This is a genomic window from Streptococcus sanguinis (assembly GCF_019928825.1).
GTDB lineage: Bacteria > Bacillota > Bacilli > Lactobacillales > Streptococcaceae > Streptococcus > Streptococcus sanguinis_L.
The window spans coordinates 83,611-97,998 of sequence record NZ_JAHZOP010000005.1 but is presented as its reverse complement, the minus strand read 5'-3'; the positions used below and the strand labels follow the sequence as shown (position 1 = coordinate 97,998).

Below are 14,388 nucleotides of genomic sequence, written 5' to 3'. Positions count from 1 at the left end.
ATTTTTAGAGCCCCAGAGAGCAGCAAAAACTCCATCAGTCGCCTCACCAAAAGAAATTCTTTCTATAATAAAGCAAGCTGAGACACAATTGTCCCAGCCTCCTTAACCTTTTTTCAAAAAATTTCGAATACGAATCATAATCTTGTTTGACCAAGTTTTGTCAGATGCGTATCTTACATTGATAGCAGCCATGCTCTTACCATTGTAGAACTGACCGCCAGGCTTGAGATAGTGCTCGCTAAGATAGCGGGCAACGGTATCTATACCATCGTCAAATGTTGCGAAATTTCCTGCACTGGAAAAAGGACTGGAGTCATAAGCCATGAAACCAAACAAGTTGTGCTTGGCCTGAGCAATCTGACTGCGGCCGTAATCCGATTCGTGAATAGCCAGCCCTACGAGAAAAATTGCATTAACTCCATGATCTTTCTCTGCTTTTTTGAAAGCTTTTCCCAATCCAGCCATCGGCGTGCCAGCCAGACGACTATCAATGAAATCGGCTGACACTGTGCTTGGCACTGTTACATCTTCTGAAAAGACGACTGCTCCTGTTTTCTTGGCCTGAAACTGATCTGATACCTGCACTAAAGACGGATCCAGACTGGCCTTTTCATTTGCCGCTAGGTGGCTGACAGGCAGTACACTGCCTGAAAGAACAGTAGCTGTCGCTAATGCTATGATAACTTTTTTCTTCCTAAACATTTTTTTATCCATTTCTATTGTCGCTTTTAGTTTCCTAGATTCCTCCCCAGAAATATAGGATGACCGCCATGATACTCATAGCAGGACCAAAAGGGACTTCTTCTTTCAACTTAAATTTGAATTTCTTAAAGATGGTTGCGATTAAGAGAATCGCTCCAGCTACAAAGAAAGAACCATATCCCAAAATCAGCGTATTCAAGGGGCTAAACCAACTGCTCAGAGCAGCTAAGTAAAGAATATCACCCATCCCGAAAGCCTCTTTCTTGTAATAAGCCTTGGCCCCAAAATAAATGAGAGAGTAGAGACCAGCGCCGACTAGCAGCGAAAGGAGCAGTTCCCAATTGAATTCATTGGTAAAAAACGCAACAGCCATGCGGCCCAGCCAGAAGACCAGCAGAACCGAGTCCGAGATGTACTGAGTATCAAAATCAATATAACCGATAATGAGGCAAAGCGACACCAAAAGACAGGCTGAAACAACCATCCATGGCCCCTGATCTTGAAAGATCAGATAAGAGGCCAGCCAGAGCATACCCGTCAGGAGCTCCACAATGAGATAGCGCGGTGAAATCGGCTCCTTGCAGTGCTTGCATTTAAAGCCCTGCATGATAATCGACACAACCGGAATCAGTTCCACCGAAGTCAAGACATGACCGCAGGACGGACACATAGACCGACCTTTGGCAATGCTCTTTTCTAGTGGCACACGGTAGATGACGACATTGAAAAAGCTCCCAAATACGACACCTAATATAAATACTAAACTTGCAATCATAATTTTTCCCTTTTTATACTCTTTGAAAATCTCAGGTGAAGATGTCAAACTTAGACTTCCCTTGAGTATCACTTAGATGCCAAAATAATGGATACTTGCCCCTCCTCCAAACTTAATGAAAATACCATATCTGCTTCTGTATTGTTTTGAATGGTCAATTCGGTCAAACCTTCAGCAGGCGTTCCGATGTTGAAATACTGTCCTCGATAGGAAATAACATTGGTCCGTGAAAAGGCGAGCTGCTGAATGGCATCTACAATCTGCTCAGCACCCTGACCGTAAACTTCTTTATTATCCTTGCCCTTGACTGGCAGGTAGCCGGACTCTGCATTCAAAGCGCCCAGCAACTCTGAGATTGACTTGGTCTCGCCAGGAGCCAAGTAAACATTCTGCAGCTTGTAAAAAGCTGTTTTCATGTTTTGAGCTTGGGCAGCGTTAGTCGGTAGTGGTACTTCCTTACGCTCAATAAAGTGCGTATATTGACTCAGAAGCTCACTCTGATCTTCTGCTTCGACAGGCGTGCTCTCAACCTTGACATCATCAAATTTACCAGTCTTAGCAATCTCCTCAGATGCTTGGATAAAAGCAGCAGGGTCAATCTTATAGCCATTAGACTTATCTCCCACCTTTACATTAGACTCGCCGTCCATAACCAGATGATTTGTCGTTGGAAGCTGACTGAGAACATCAGGATGGGCAGCTAAGACATCGTTTAAAGGTCTAAGCCAAAAAAGACGGTTAGGATAGATGGAAATCTGTAGATTTTCCTTGGTATCGAAAAACGGTGTAAACTTATCCCAGACTGTCTTGGCCGAGATATTATCCAGCCGCTTAAGCTCTTCTTCTGTGAAATAGCTCAGTCCTAAAAAGCGCATATCTACAGAGAAGTGTTGCCCCGTAGTCAGCTGAAATGTAGCCTTATAGGGCAGTTCTCTGTAAACTTCAATCTCAGCTTCGCTTCGAGAGCGTACCTTCATAGAGGGACGGCCATTGATACTCAGGTCAATCGTTGGATTAAAGACAAAAATGACATAAAATAAACTACCCAGCAGAAAGGCAGCAAGTGTCGCTGCTGGAAGTAGTTTTTGATATTTTGATGAAACCTTTCTTTTTCTTCTTGACATGAATCTCATCCCAACCTTATACTACGCATTCAGCTAAGCGGATAAGGAATTTACGGTCGATACGGCGAAGAAAATCAATGATGTCATCTGAAACAGTATCTCCGGCATTCAGGATAACTCCTCCATCTGCATTAACAAGATCTTTTTGCAGTGTTTTGCCTACCAGAAGACGTTTTTGCTGATCGATAAAGTCGTTAACAGCTTTTTTTGCTGCAGAGTCTTCCTCAGCAACTGGCGCTGTGCTGACTGTTGATTCTACTTCCTCAGCAGGAACTGCCAATACTTCTTCCAAAGCAGCATCTAGACTCAGCGCTGCATCTGTTTCTTCAACTTCTTCTTCAGCTGGAGCTATCATTTCTTGTACCAAGTCTTGAACTTCTGGCTCTTCTGCTGTCTCTACGACTGCTTCAGAAAACTCCAAGTCAGGAGCAGCAGCACCCAGACCTACAGCAGCCAAAGCCTCTGTCAAATCTGTCGCAGCTTCTTCTTTTACATCTACTTTTTCATCTACAACTGGCTCGAATACAGGTGCTTCAGCAACTACTTCTTCAATTTTTTCAGCTGGTTTTGCAGCTTCAGTCTCATGGAGCAGATCTGCTGCAGCCAGACGGCCCATCTCTACATCTGCTTCAAGATGAGGAGCTGCCTTTTTTTCATCATTGAGGATGATATACTCTTTACCAATCATCAAGATGCGTGATTTAGGAATCTGAATTTCCTCGCTGGCATCTTCAGAATTAACCACCAAGTAGCCAATTTCATTCTTCTCGTCAATATGATAGTCAACAACAGTTCCCACCTTGTTTCCATCAATTGTAATGACGATTTCGTCAAAGATACTGCCCTGTTTGTCATTCAATACTTTCAGGTCAGCTTCTTGCAGCTCTTGAAAGACTGAGCTGTTTTCTACCATGACCGCAAAGTCACCGATGCCTTGGATGTTCTTGCTAGACAGCAAGGCAAAAGGCTGTTCAGACTGCTTTGACTTAATGACAAAAGTCAGATTGACCCCCTCATCGACAAAGACTTCATGGACTTCACCCAGTCCCATCCCTTTTTCAATCTCAATGACAACGGTCCCTGTGATTGTTTTACAACTTTTCATAATTTCCCCTAAAACCCTTCTAATTGATTACTATCAATTGTATGTTTATATAGTATTAATTTTTCCCGATTTTGTCCAGCATGTTGAACGCTTCTTGACGAAGATTTTGATCTGAGCTGCCTTGGACAATCTCTTTCAGGTAGCTCTCAGCTTCTTGAACTGCATTAGAAGCCAATAATTCCTGACTTTCCAGTAGAAGGAATTGGAAATAGACTTCTTTATCTCCCGCAGTTGTTGCAGCTGGTTGTGCTTCTGCTGCTTCCTCAGCCTTGAGGATGTCAGTGATTTTCTGAAGCAAATCTTCTTCAGTCTCATCTGCAGCTGGAGCGACTGAAGAAGCCTTGATTTGTACCTCCTCAGCTTTGAGGATGTCTGTAATTCCCTTGAGCAAGTCTTCTTCTGTTTCATCTGCAACTGCTTCTTGAACAGGCTCAGCCTGTGTCCAAAGAGTGTCTTCAGAAACTGATTGAACAACTGCTGGTTCAGCAGCTTCTTCAAATTCAAACGTTTCAGCTGCAGGTTCGAAGTTGCTTTCTTCCTCCCAAGTTTCTGCCACTTCAGCAGTCAAATCTTCCTCTTCAGATCCCAGCAAATCATGCTGAATCTGGCTGAGAATGTCTTGATAGCCCTGAATATCAGCGCGATCACGACTAACCATAGACTCTTCAGCAGCAGAAAACTCTGGCTCTGCACTAGCTTGGCTGAAGACTGAGTCCATCTGAGCCTCTGACTCAGCTTTCTCCTCAGCAAAGAAGAGAGATTCTAAGCTGTTTGCTGCTTTTGACTCTTCTGCTCTAACTGGTTTGATATCTCCCGTAGCAGCAAAAACATCTTCCAGGCTGCTGCCTCCTACTTCTTCTGCCACTGGCTGCTGAGCTTGTTCTTGCTCAGTGAAAAATTCTTCCTCATCTTGAGAAACAACACCTGTTACCTCAACTGCTTGCGGTCTGAAGTTGCCATAGCTAGATTCAGTATAGGACATCGGTCTAATCTTAGACAGAACAGCTGTCTCAAAGGCTGGATCATCTATATCTGTATAGCCTTGATTGCCGGCTGCATTTGCTTCCGTAGGCTGAATCAGAGAGTTGGCCACCTTAATCTTGGTAGAACCCTTGCGGTGATGAAGCAGAGACTGCAAAAATTCATCATTGGCTTTTTGTGAGCTATGTTCCATACCCACCATGCCGACCTCAGCTGCCGCTAGCTGACTGTTTGGCTCGTATTCTCCAAAGGCAGGAGCTGTAGCCAAATTATCAACAGGGTAGAGAGGTTTGACTTTCTCATATCTTGTCATATCCTTTTTGATAGAACGGTCTGCTAGGGTGCGACCAGAAGCAGATACTCTCTGCCTTACCGGACTTTCCTCAGCCTGAACCCTTTCTTTACTTTCCTTTCTCATCCTGCCGGTTGAAGCATTGGAAAAGTTCAAATCTCTAGCGGATGACAAGCTTGCTTCCTTAGCTTGCACTTTCTTCCGCGAGCTCTTAGCATGCTTCTGGCTTCTGCTTCGCGTAGAAGCAGTTGCTTTTTTCTTGACCGGAGCTAGCTCCTGTGAAAAGAGCAGCACCATATAGACAGCCAAGGCCAAGGCACAGAGTCCAACAAAGGCTATGCCGGGAACTTGTTGAAAGAGGAATGGAGCACCAATCGCAAATAGCATGACCCATACTACGAGAAAAAGGCGCTTTATTAATGAAATCCTAGAAACAAATAAAATGCTAATCGTATGCAGCGCTATAAGCCCTGCTCCAAAAGGTAAAAAATATGCCATTTGAATATTTTCGACACCCCCCACTTTCTAAATGATATTAAACTTTTTCAATGCAAAACCAGTCTTGATTTTGTTTTTCCATAAACTCCATTAAAACCCAAAATAGACTCGGGCGTCTATTCTGAGTTTGCTTGTATTATACTTCAAATATCTCTATGTTTTAGTTTACTATAAATGCACCGTGAATACTAGTCTAATAACTTGGTTTTTAGCATTTTTTTAAGAAAAATTTAGTCATGCTCTTGAAATTTTAAACCATAGACTTATTTGGTATTTTTTCAAAATGTTTTAGCTAACTACCAAGTTGTTCACAGATAGGTTATCCAGCTTCATAGTCGTTTCAGGGCTTTCTCCGCTCGGAGTTTCGAAGTAGTAACCTACAATAGTCATTGGATAGCTGAATCCTGGAATGTTTTCAGGATCGAAGCTAACTTCGCGCCAGCCAGTCCAGCTGTTGGGACGAATGACATGAAGATAAATCTTCTGACCGCTGGCATTCTTAACAATCAAGCCAATCTTGCCCTGCCATTGATTAGACATAGATAGAGAGAAGCTGATCGCATCCGGCTTATTGTTCAAGGATACATACGGTGCTGCAAATTCCATTTCATACATAGTAGAAGACTTGGTTGCTGGAATCTTAACCACATTGGAACCTGAACCTTCAAGGAAGTCCGTATTGTCAACTGTCACATCATACTGATTGCTGCCACCTGACTGAATCAGCTTAAGAGGTGACTCGAAGCGGTAGATAGTTGATGAATTGTAATAAGCTGACAGACCATCGTTCCGACTAGACTGAGTGCTAAGCTGCTCCAGATAAGATGGAGCTAGATTGGTACTGCTGTTAGCATTCGCGCTGCTAGTTGTATTGGTTGTTGCGGCCCCCAAACTGCCCTTATTGCCAGTTGCATCTGTGCCACCACCAGCTGTTGTTACAGAGATAGAGCCTGCCTGCCAAGTCGGAATCGCAAATGGAGACTCCCAATTGGCAAATTGAATAGGCGTCTTATCGACATTGCTCTCTAGAGTCACATAGCGCTCGACGTCTTTAACCTGATAGAAACGTAGCTTGATTTTACCGCTGGTTAGATCAGGGTTTTTATTTTCCTCCGTGCTAGACAGGCTTTTCTTTCCACCCAATTCCAGCTCGCTGGAAACGATTTTTTGTTGATTGCCATCAATCAATTCCAACAATTTCAGAACCTGTGTATAAGTTCCTTCGAACTCAATGTCCGCTGTCATCTGCGTGATGTTGGTATTATTGGTCGTTCCGTTCCCTGGTGTCGCTGTATTAGCTGCAGTTGTTGTTGCAGTATTCGCATCTGATGAAGAGCTACTGCTAGATGAAGATGAGGACGATGTACCAGACGAGCTAGAGGTCGTACTGGATGAAGAAGACGTCTCACTCGAGCTTGAACTGCTAGTCGTACCAGAAGAGTTGGAGTTTTGCCCCTTGGACGAAGTCGCAGCCAATCCCTCCTGCTGGAGTTCCAACTCTGTGCTCTCAGTGTAGTTGACAGACTTGAATTTAATACCGCTTTCGTTGACTAGCTTGTCAATCAAGAAGATGAATTCCCCTTGATTGGTCGTACCATAGTATTTCTTAGCCTGATCCAGAGTCTTAGCATTCAGAGTTTGGAGCTGTTTGGTAAGAGACTTCCTCTGACTAATCTTGGCATTCTTGCCTTCCAACTCTGTCGAGATAGTTGCATGCTCTTCAGCTAACTGCGCCATCCGTGTATAAGAATTTGTTACCAGATACCCACCACCAGCAAGTACCGCTACTCCTCCAACACAGGCCAACAATTTCTTGTCACGCTCATTTAAATTACTCAGGATTTTTTTCTTTTCTTTCTCATTTTTGCTCTTCATTGAAATCTACATCCTTCGTCAAAATTTTAATGTTAAACTTGTACACTGTATTGTTATCCTTTTCCTCGCGAGTAATGTTATCCACAAAAATATGGTTAAACTTCTCAGATTTACGAAGCTCTTCCTCAAACTTAGCGATAGAAAGATGCTCTTGAGATGAACCATTGATTTCTACATTGTCGTTATTAATCTTGATATCGTCAAAGACCAGGTTCCGTGTCACGTTTTTATTAAGGAAGTCCATAAAGGCTTTGTTTACTCGGTGCAGGCGGCGGAAGTCGCCTTCTAGGCTGGTAAAGAGAAGTTCGTCATTCTTGACCGTTACAATCTTATCTTCAGTCTCTGATACTGCCTTCAGCTCTTGAGCCATCTCTGGACTCTTGAGTGTCTGCTCCGCCCGGTCAATCTCGCCTTGGAGGTGCATAGCGCTAAACTGGAAAAAGCCAATCAGCACAATCATAATCGCTGCAATCCCAGCAAAAGCGGAAATAGCAGCAAGTTTTAGTGGACTGGTTTTAGCCGGTGCCACATGATATTTTGAAAAGTAGTTTAAATCTCTCCGCATTAGTTCGCTCTCCTAATCAACATGGCTGTAGCCGGAATGAACTCCGCATTAAACTCGGCAGAACCTTCCCACAGTACATTCTCATAATCTACATTATCAATTGAGATGAATTCCCGATTCATGCTCTGCTTCAGAATAGCTGCCAACTGCCAGCAGATGTCTTGGTCACCAAAGACGTAGAAGCTGTCAATGTTGAGACCAGTTGACCCGCTAAAGAAGTTTTCAGTATTGAGAATGTGGTTCTTCGCATCAGCCACCCACTCATCCAAGGCCCTCTTCAAGAGACCTGTGTCCAGATCATCTGAAGCCACTGCTGGAAGCTTCTGCAGCAGGCTAGCGTCGTCTGCATAGCTCAGGATATCCTTGTAGCCACGGTTGAGATAGTTACTGGTCACAAACTTGCCTTCTGAGTAGAGATAAACACCGATGAAGCTCTTGCTCAGATGTACCATGCCGACATTTTCCTTGGTCAGCTTCTTGGCACGATTGTTAACCGCCTGAACGCGTTCCAGCCATTTTTCAAAGGTATTAGACTGAAGGTCAAAGACATAAGGTGTCAGCTTCAAATTCTCAGCCAAGCCCAGATATTGCTCTACCACGCCTTTTGGCACAGCATAGACCATGAGTGAGCGAGTATCTTCATCAAGCGGAAAAGCTGAATTAGACTCCTGCTCTTGGAATTGAATAACATAAGAAGTCGGATCAATATCCAGGTATTGCTGGAGCTCGTAAGATACCAAGCCCTCAATATCCTCATCATTCTGCACACTAGCTGCCACATCAACCGAACGGGCGATGATATTGGTATTGCCCAGAGCAAAGAAAGCGTACTTAGCAGTGATCGCATGCTGCTCCATCAGGTCGCTGATAATGTTTTTGAGAGTAATCGGATCGATAATCTCACTATTCAGTACAACACCTTCTGGCAGATTGGCAGAAGCCATCTTGATAATCTCCAGTTCATTGCGCTTTTGTCTAGCAACAACCAGATAGACTGATTCGTCAGTGAAGTCAATGGCCATCAGATTGCCCTTGATTGGCTTGCCAAACATAGTGTAAGGTGCATGCATTCTAGTGACCGGTTGACTCGCCACACCACTGCCTTTCTTAGCAAAGAGCGAACGATTGCCAGACTTAGCAGGCATATCATCACTGCCACTATTCTTAGAAAAGAGCGGCTTGTTGAGCTTGGTTAAGAAGCTCCCTTTTGCCGTTGACTTTTCCTCATCGTCAAAGTCTTCTTGACGATCTGACTTGATCTGAACTCCTTGAATAGATAAGTGTTCTTTATGTTTCCCTTTTGATGAGAAGAGCGGTTTATTTAATTTTCCTAAAAATGAGCCTTTTTTCTCATTATCTTCTTCGTCCAGAGCTCTTCTGCGCCCCTTGGACGAAAACATATTTTTTGCCATAATCTCCTAATCTCCCTTATTTTTCCTAAAAACTATTTCCCTAATTATTTCGCTCTGTATTTGTCGCTGAAATACTCAGCAAGAATATTAATCTCGCTGTCTGTCAACTTCTTGTTATAGACAGCAAACTCATTTATAAAAGTTTTTCCGCCAAATATAATCTGACTTCTCCTAATATCATGAGTCACACCATTGCGCTCCATGAAGAGTTCGTGTGTGTGAGCTAAAGCACCATTGACGAAGACTTCAAGTTTTAAAATCTTGTTTGTCACAGAGGCGCGAACCTGAATGGAATTATCCTTTGTATAATCTAGTACAACATTTGCATATTGTCGACCACCATTATTAGCATTAGTGTTATCAACTGTCTCGATAGCAATTTTACCATTAGCTTCCAAGCTAACTGTCCAGTTCAAGGAATTATCTAGCTTATAAGTTAACAGCGAGCCTGTCTGCTGACGATTCCCAATTAAAATTGAGGTCGTATAACCCTTATTGAAATCGTGATTACTAAACTGAATTTTGGAGTCGTTAAGAGCGATTAGCTGTCTGGTCTGATTGATAGCTGGTTCCTTATAGTTGATAACAGGAATAACAACTCCATAGACTCCATTCTTTTTAGTTTCCGCATAGTTTGCCACAACAGTATTAGTGTGCGCTACCCCATCAGCTGGTATCGCTGAAATTGTGTTATCAGAGTTCCGCATCAGAGCTAAATCAGCATCTGTATGAAGCACTAGATTAGGTCTCATCCCACGATTAGGAAGACCCATAACCCAAATTCGCTGTGTAGCTTCTTGGTATTTTCCAACACGTCCAAATGAGTTAATTCCTCTTGCAGCAAAGGTGAGATAACGTCCGCGCATCTCATCTGTGATAGTAATCGGTTTCTCATTACTACTTATTTGTTGAAAATCATCTGGCATCTTAGGTAATACTATACCAAAACCTTGGTCCTGCACATTAGAACCCAGTGTACCTACTGGCACAATCCGACTATTATTATAATTAATACTAGACTCGCTCAAAAACCAGGCAGAACTGGTATGAATCTTAGCTTTTGTAGACTGTTTATTGTCTTTGAAGCCTGCTTGACCTGCCGGACCAGTCTCACCAGCATAATAGTAATAGCGATTTGTATCTTTTAATGAAACGACCAAATCCTCAGGAATATCCAAGGGGATTTCCTTTTTATTTGCGACAAAGAGATGGATATTCTTAACTTTATTATCTTTATAAGACAGGGTCGTCCCCTTGACGCTAACGCTGTTACTCCGGCCGTTTTTACCTATACGATAGGTGAAAGTTTCAACATCGTTGCCGCTTCCACCATCTTTTTTAATTTTTGCTAGCCGTGTTTCAAAATCTTCTTGAATATCAAAGTTCAAAGCATTTTGATTCCGCTGTCCCAGAATATTCTGGTAGCCAGTAGAAAAGAAAGTCAATAATCCTGCTGCAATGACCCCTATCAAAACGAGGGCTATCAAAACCTCAACTAGAGTAAAACCTCTGGTTCTTCGCATTTTTTTCATCGCTCTTCCTTTCTACGGACCAGACACAAACCAAAGATCTTGTTGAATTTGCTTTTTGATATCAGCAAATGTCTGTTCCAAAGCAGCTTCATTAGTCGCAATGACAAAGGTAGAGTCTACCTTTCCGACTGTTTTGATTTGATCAGCTATTTTTTGTCCGTCTTTTATTTCTTTTACATTCCCTGAAAAGCCGATGACACTAATACGCTTAACACCAGAGCCGAAGGTCTTTGCCACTTGTCCCACATATTCCGTAGTCAATGAAACAGGTTGATCAGCTTTAATTTGCTTACCATTTGTTGGGAAATTGGCTGTCAGATCATACTTCCCAATCCCGTCAGGAGATGCTGTATAGGCATTTGGAATACCGTCAGTCAGCAAGACAACATATTTTAGCTGGGCTGGATTTCTCTGAAGACTTACCAAGCCATAGCGAAGCCCATCTCCAGGGTTAGTAATCCAACTTGTAGGGAGGGCTTTAATCTTAGTTTTAATTGTATCTGTGTCCTTATCTAGCTCTACAAAATCTTCTTGAATATAACTTGCATCACCAGAAAACCGAACCAAATTAACACTAACGTTCCCTATTTCCTTGAGGTCATCAACCAAAAGATTTGCTTTGGTCTTCAAAATATTCATCCGGGTTCTACTATCTGTTGGTTCCAATTTCTGATTCCACAGGCCATAAGCCATAGAGCCTGAAGTATCAAAAACGAAAGAAACAGCTGTATTTACCTGACCTTCAATAGGATCGTTCCGATAAGCAAGGGCGATCCCTTTCTTGCCCTTGGCTACTTTCGATATAACCTGCTTGGTATTTAGAGCTGAGATTGCTGTATCAATAGAGAGTTTATTCTTAGAGTTTTTATATTGGCCTGTCAGATTGTAGTTAATCAAGCGATTATCCTGATAAGATTCATCTGCCTTAAATTCCAGGTCCAGTTGCATATCATAGAGAGAATTAGTTCCTAACACTGACTCGTCCCAGCGCTTGGTTGTCTTATTCCAAATATAATTTATAACTTTCTTCCCATCAGGTGATAATCCGATATAATTCCAGCCCTCAGTTTTTCTGACATCCTTGCCATATTTGCTCTCGTCAAGAACGAAAACAGAGGTCGCCTTACCAATGGTACGATCCACATATTGCATAGAAGTTCGCATTTCTGATTGGATACTAGCTTCCCGCTCGATTATATTGCGGCCTGAAAACATTGTGTTAAATACAAGACCTATCAGAAGCCCCACCATACTCGTAAGGATGATGGCAATAATGATTTCAGTCAGTGTAAAACCTTTTTGTATTTTTTTCATCATTCTTTCCTATTTAAATTTTTTTATCCATCTATTTAGCCGAGATTAAGTGGCCCTCTTCGGAACGGATACCTTGCGTTTCCCAGTTAAAGATTACCACATGCTCATAATAATCTTTACTATTAGCCAAGGTTGACTTTGATTTAATGGTTACAACATAATTTCTAGGGCTACGGTCATCACCCTCAAAGGCTCCATTAATCTCAATCTCAGCCTTACCACCATCTTTGAAGGTATGGGTCGAGATAATAGGATCTTTAGGGATTCTTCCTTCCTTATCTTGTGCCCGCCTGCTAAACTCTGCATAGAGAGGAGAAGACGCTCCCTCACCTAAAGCCCCCCAAGCAAGCTGAGAGCCAGATGTCGCTATATATTTGGCTTTAAGGTAGCTATACATACGCTGGGTTTGCATCTGTCCCGTATCTACTATAGAAGCCATAATACCCAGCATGGCCACCAGCAGCACAATAGCCACAATAACCATAGGCAAGGTTGACCCCTGTCTTTTTTTTCCTTTCATGGATAATATCTCCTAGTTTTCTCTTTTGATATTGCCAAAATAGTTGTCATCACCTGACAACTACTTTGGTAATATCCGACTGCCAAGGCAGTCGGAATAGAGATTTTCTCTAATTTTCTATTATTAGCTAGCGCTATTCAATCTCCAGTCAAATTCCCAAGTAATTGGCTCCCCGCCACTAGCAGGCGTATAAGTCGAAATCAGCTTATGACTCGTCTTATTAACCTCATGGGCAATCTTGCCATTATCTGTTGCAAGGGTCTTAGAAAGTTCTCCTGAACCCTGAGATTCCTTAGCTATATAAGGCTTGAGCGCATTAAGATCTGGCACATCAGCTGTTTCTGGTTCGACTTGCGAGCCAATATAGGACTGCACAGCCTGAACCAGCTGACGATGTTCCGACTGGATACGTGCCTTGCGGGCCGTGTCCTGGAAAGAAACAAGAGAAGGAATAGCGACTGCTGCGAGAACTGCGATAATAATAATCACCACAATCAACTCAACCAAGGTAAAGCCTTTACCTTTTTTCAAGTCCTGACGGAGCTCTTTTAGCCTATTCAGCATTCGTTGATGTTCTCCCTATTTTTAAATCTGTTTTTTTATAATTAATTAGTACTGTTCTCGCGCCAGTTGTAAACCCATGTTTTTGCTTCTCCACCACTCTTTGGAGTATATTTAGAAGTCAGAGTATGAGCTGTTTTATCAATTACGTGTGCGGCAGTACCGTTATCTTGTGCAAGAATCTTATCAAGAGCGCCTTCTTTTTGAGAGGTTTTAGAGATATATGGCTTCAAAGCATCAAGATCTGGTACATCAGCTGTTTCTGGATCTACTTGAGAACCTAGATAAGACTGTACAGCTGAAACCAACTGACGGTGTTCTGTTTCGATACGGCTCTTACGCGCGCTGTCTTGGAACCCTGTGATAGCTGGGATAGCTACCGCTGCAAGAACAGCGATGATGATGATTACGACAATCAACTCAACCAAGGTAAATCCTTTACCTTTTTTCTTCAAGTCCTGACGGAACTTTTGCAATTTGTTTAACATTTGAATAGTTCTCCTTAAGTAGTTAAATTTTTGTTTTAATAATGAATAATCAGTTTTGCCAAACACCTCAAAGGCAGGGTTTTACTAGACTTTGAGATATAATACGCAATTAATTAGTACTGTTCTCGCGCCAGTTATAAACCCATGTTTTTGCATCTCCGCCACTCTTTGGAGTATATTTAGAAGTCAGAGTATGAGTTTTTGGATCAATTACGTGTGCGGCAGTACCGTTATCTTGTGCAAGAATCTTATCAAGACCACCTTCTTTTTGAGAGGTTTTAGAGATATATGGCTTCAAAGCATCAAGATTTGGTACATCAGCTGTTTCTGGATCTACTTGAGAACCTAGATAAGACTGTACAGCTGAAACCAACTGACGGTGTTCTGTTTCGATACGGCTCTTACGCGCACTGTCTTGGAACCCTGTGATAGCTGGAATCGCTACCGCTGCAAGAACAGCAATGATGATGATTACGACAATCAACTCAACCAAGGTAAATCCTTTACCTTTTTTCTTTAAGTCCTGACGGAACTTTTGCAATTTGTTTAACATTTTGAATAGATCTCCTATTTTTTCATAATTTTTACTATTTCCGCCCACAGGGGCATTCGTTTTGTTCCTAGCTGGGAGACCCCACAAACTC

General features: G+C 42.4%; 14 protein-coding genes. All 14 read right to left on the bottom strand.

Features of this window, described 5'->3' with window-relative positions; all coding sequences use genetic code 11:
* Nucleotides 1-102: 102 nt before the first annotated feature.
* Nucleotides 103-702, bottom strand: coding sequence for a glucosaminidase domain-containing protein (locus tag K1J09_RS10450; protein ID WP_125434477.1), 600 nt, complete (start codon nucleotides 700-702; stop codon nucleotides 103-105).
* Between the two features lie 34 nt (nucleotides 703-736).
* Nucleotides 737-1,549, bottom strand: a complete 813-nt coding sequence (locus K1J09_RS10445) for a prepilin peptidase (RefSeq protein ID WP_185761257.1) — start codon at nucleotides 1,547-1,549, stop codon at nucleotides 737-739.
* Entirely contained in the window at nucleotides 1,546-2,610 is a 1,065-nt protein-coding gene (locus K1J09_RS10440; RefSeq protein ID WP_125434475.1) for a VanW family protein, read from the bottom strand. The genes K1J09_RS10445 and K1J09_RS10440 overlap by 4 nt, the downstream gene beginning before the upstream one ends.
* 7 nt (nucleotides 2,611-2,617) lie before the next feature.
* A complete protein-coding gene (locus K1J09_RS10435) occupies nucleotides 2,618-3,706 on the bottom strand; it encodes a PRC-barrel domain-containing protein (protein ID WP_125445678.1) in 1,089 nt (362 codons plus the stop codon).
* 55 nt (nucleotides 3,707-3,761) lie between these two features.
* Nucleotides 3,762-5,477: an SSA_2305 family type IV pilus system protein gene (locus K1J09_RS10430; protein WP_263280871.1), complete on the bottom strand. Its 1,716-nt coding sequence runs from the start codon at nucleotides 5,475-5,477 to the stop codon at nucleotides 3,762-3,764.
* A 288-nt stretch (nucleotides 5,478-5,765) separates the two neighbouring features.
* The gene (locus K1J09_RS10425) at nucleotides 5,766-7,352 is read right to left on the bottom strand and encodes a hypothetical protein (protein ID WP_002917976.1); all 1,587 of its coding nucleotides are present in this window, start codon (nucleotides 7,350-7,352) and stop codon (nucleotides 5,766-5,768) included.
* Nucleotides 7,336-7,917 (bottom strand): PilN domain-containing protein, encoded by a 582-nt coding sequence (locus K1J09_RS10420; protein WP_002899352.1) that lies wholly within the window; start codon nucleotides 7,915-7,917, stop codon nucleotides 7,336-7,338. The genes K1J09_RS10425 and K1J09_RS10420 overlap by 17 nt, the downstream gene beginning before the upstream one ends.
* On the bottom strand, nucleotides 7,917-9,329 hold the full coding sequence (pilM, locus tag K1J09_RS10415; protein ID WP_124765708.1) for a pilus assembly protein PilM: 1,413 nt from the start codon (nucleotides 9,327-9,329) through the stop codon (nucleotides 7,917-7,919). The genes K1J09_RS10420 and pilM overlap by 1 nt, the downstream gene beginning before the upstream one ends.
* Nucleotides 9,330-9,373: 44 nt before the next feature.
* Entirely contained in the window at nucleotides 9,374-10,861 is a 1,488-nt protein-coding gene (locus K1J09_RS10410; RefSeq protein ID WP_223323901.1) for a type II secretion system protein, read from the bottom strand.
* Between the two features lie 12 nt (nucleotides 10,862-10,873).
* Nucleotides 10,874-12,178 carry a VWA domain-containing protein gene (locus K1J09_RS10405; RefSeq protein WP_223323902.1) on the bottom strand — a complete coding sequence of 435 codons (1,305 nt, stop codon included), beginning with the start codon at nucleotides 12,176-12,178 and terminating at the stop codon, nucleotides 10,874-10,876.
* Nucleotides 12,179-12,206: 28 nt separating this feature from the next.
* Entirely contained in the window at nucleotides 12,207-12,695 is a 489-nt protein-coding gene (locus K1J09_RS10400) for a hypothetical protein (protein ID WP_223323903.1), read from the bottom strand.
* Between the two features lie 123 nt (nucleotides 12,696-12,818).
* On the bottom strand, nucleotides 12,819-13,259 hold the full coding sequence (locus K1J09_RS10395) for a prepilin-type N-terminal cleavage/methylation domain-containing protein (RefSeq protein WP_223323904.1): 441 nt from the start codon (nucleotides 13,257-13,259) through the stop codon (nucleotides 12,819-12,821).
* 41 nt (nucleotides 13,260-13,300) lie between these two features.
* On the bottom strand, nucleotides 13,301-13,744 hold the full coding sequence (locus K1J09_RS10390) for a prepilin-type N-terminal cleavage/methylation domain-containing protein (RefSeq protein ID WP_223320877.1): 444 nt from the start codon (nucleotides 13,742-13,744) through the stop codon (nucleotides 13,301-13,303).
* Nucleotides 13,745-13,853: 109 nt separating this feature from the next.
* Entirely contained in the window at nucleotides 13,854-14,297 is a 444-nt protein-coding gene (locus K1J09_RS10385; protein WP_223315290.1) for a prepilin-type N-terminal cleavage/methylation domain-containing protein, read from the bottom strand.
* Nucleotides 14,298-14,388 lie beyond the last annotated feature (91 nt).

What these genes read in the sequence shown, in the direction of transcription:
- K1J09_RS10450 (WP_125434477.1), bottom strand. Translation starts at nt 702, where the DNA reads ATGTTTAGGAAGAAAAAAGTTATCATAGCATTAGCGACAGCTACTGTT.
- K1J09_RS10440 (WP_125434475.1), bottom strand. Translation starts at nt 2,610, where the DNA reads ATGAGATTCATGTCAAGAAGAAAAAGAAAGGTTTCATCAAAATATCAA.
- K1J09_RS10435 (WP_125445678.1), bottom strand. Translation starts at nt 3,706, where the DNA reads ATGAAAAGTTGTAAAACAATCACAGGGACCGTTGTCATTGAGATTGAA.
- K1J09_RS10430 (WP_263280871.1), bottom strand. Translation starts at nt 5,477, where the DNA reads ATGGCATATTTTTTACCTTTTGGAGCAGGGCTTATAGCGCTGCATACG.
- K1J09_RS10425 (WP_002917976.1), bottom strand. Translation starts at nt 7,352, where the DNA reads ATGAAGAGCAAAAATGAGAAAGAAAAGAAAAAAATCCTGAGTAATTTA.
- K1J09_RS10420 (WP_002899352.1), bottom strand. Translation starts at nt 7,917, where the DNA reads ATGCGGAGAGATTTAAACTACTTTTCAAAATATCATGTGGCACCGGCT.
- pilM (WP_124765708.1), bottom strand. Translation starts at nt 9,329, where the DNA reads ATGGCAAAAAATATGTTTTCGTCCAAGGGGCGCAGAAGAGCTCTGGAC.
- K1J09_RS10410 (WP_223323901.1), bottom strand. Translation starts at nt 10,861, where the DNA reads ATGAAAAAAATGCGAAGAACCAGAGGTTTTACTCTAGTTGAGGTTTTG.
- K1J09_RS10405 (WP_223323902.1), bottom strand. Translation starts at nt 12,178, where the DNA reads ATGATGAAAAAAATACAAAAAGGTTTTACACTGACTGAAATCATTATT.
- K1J09_RS10400 (WP_223323903.1), bottom strand. Translation starts at nt 12,695, where the DNA reads ATGAAAGGAAAAAAAAGACAGGGGTCAACCTTGCCTATGGTTATTGTG.
- K1J09_RS10395 (WP_223323904.1), bottom strand. Translation starts at nt 13,259, where the DNA reads ATGCTGAATAGGCTAAAAGAGCTCCGTCAGGACTTGAAAAAAGGTAAA.
- K1J09_RS10390 (WP_223320877.1), bottom strand. Translation starts at nt 13,744, where the DNA reads ATGTTAAACAAATTGCAAAAGTTCCGTCAGGACTTGAAGAAAAAAGGT.
- K1J09_RS10385 (WP_223315290.1), bottom strand. Translation starts at nt 14,297, where the DNA reads ATGTTAAACAAATTGCAAAAGTTCCGTCAGGACTTAAAGAAAAAAGGT.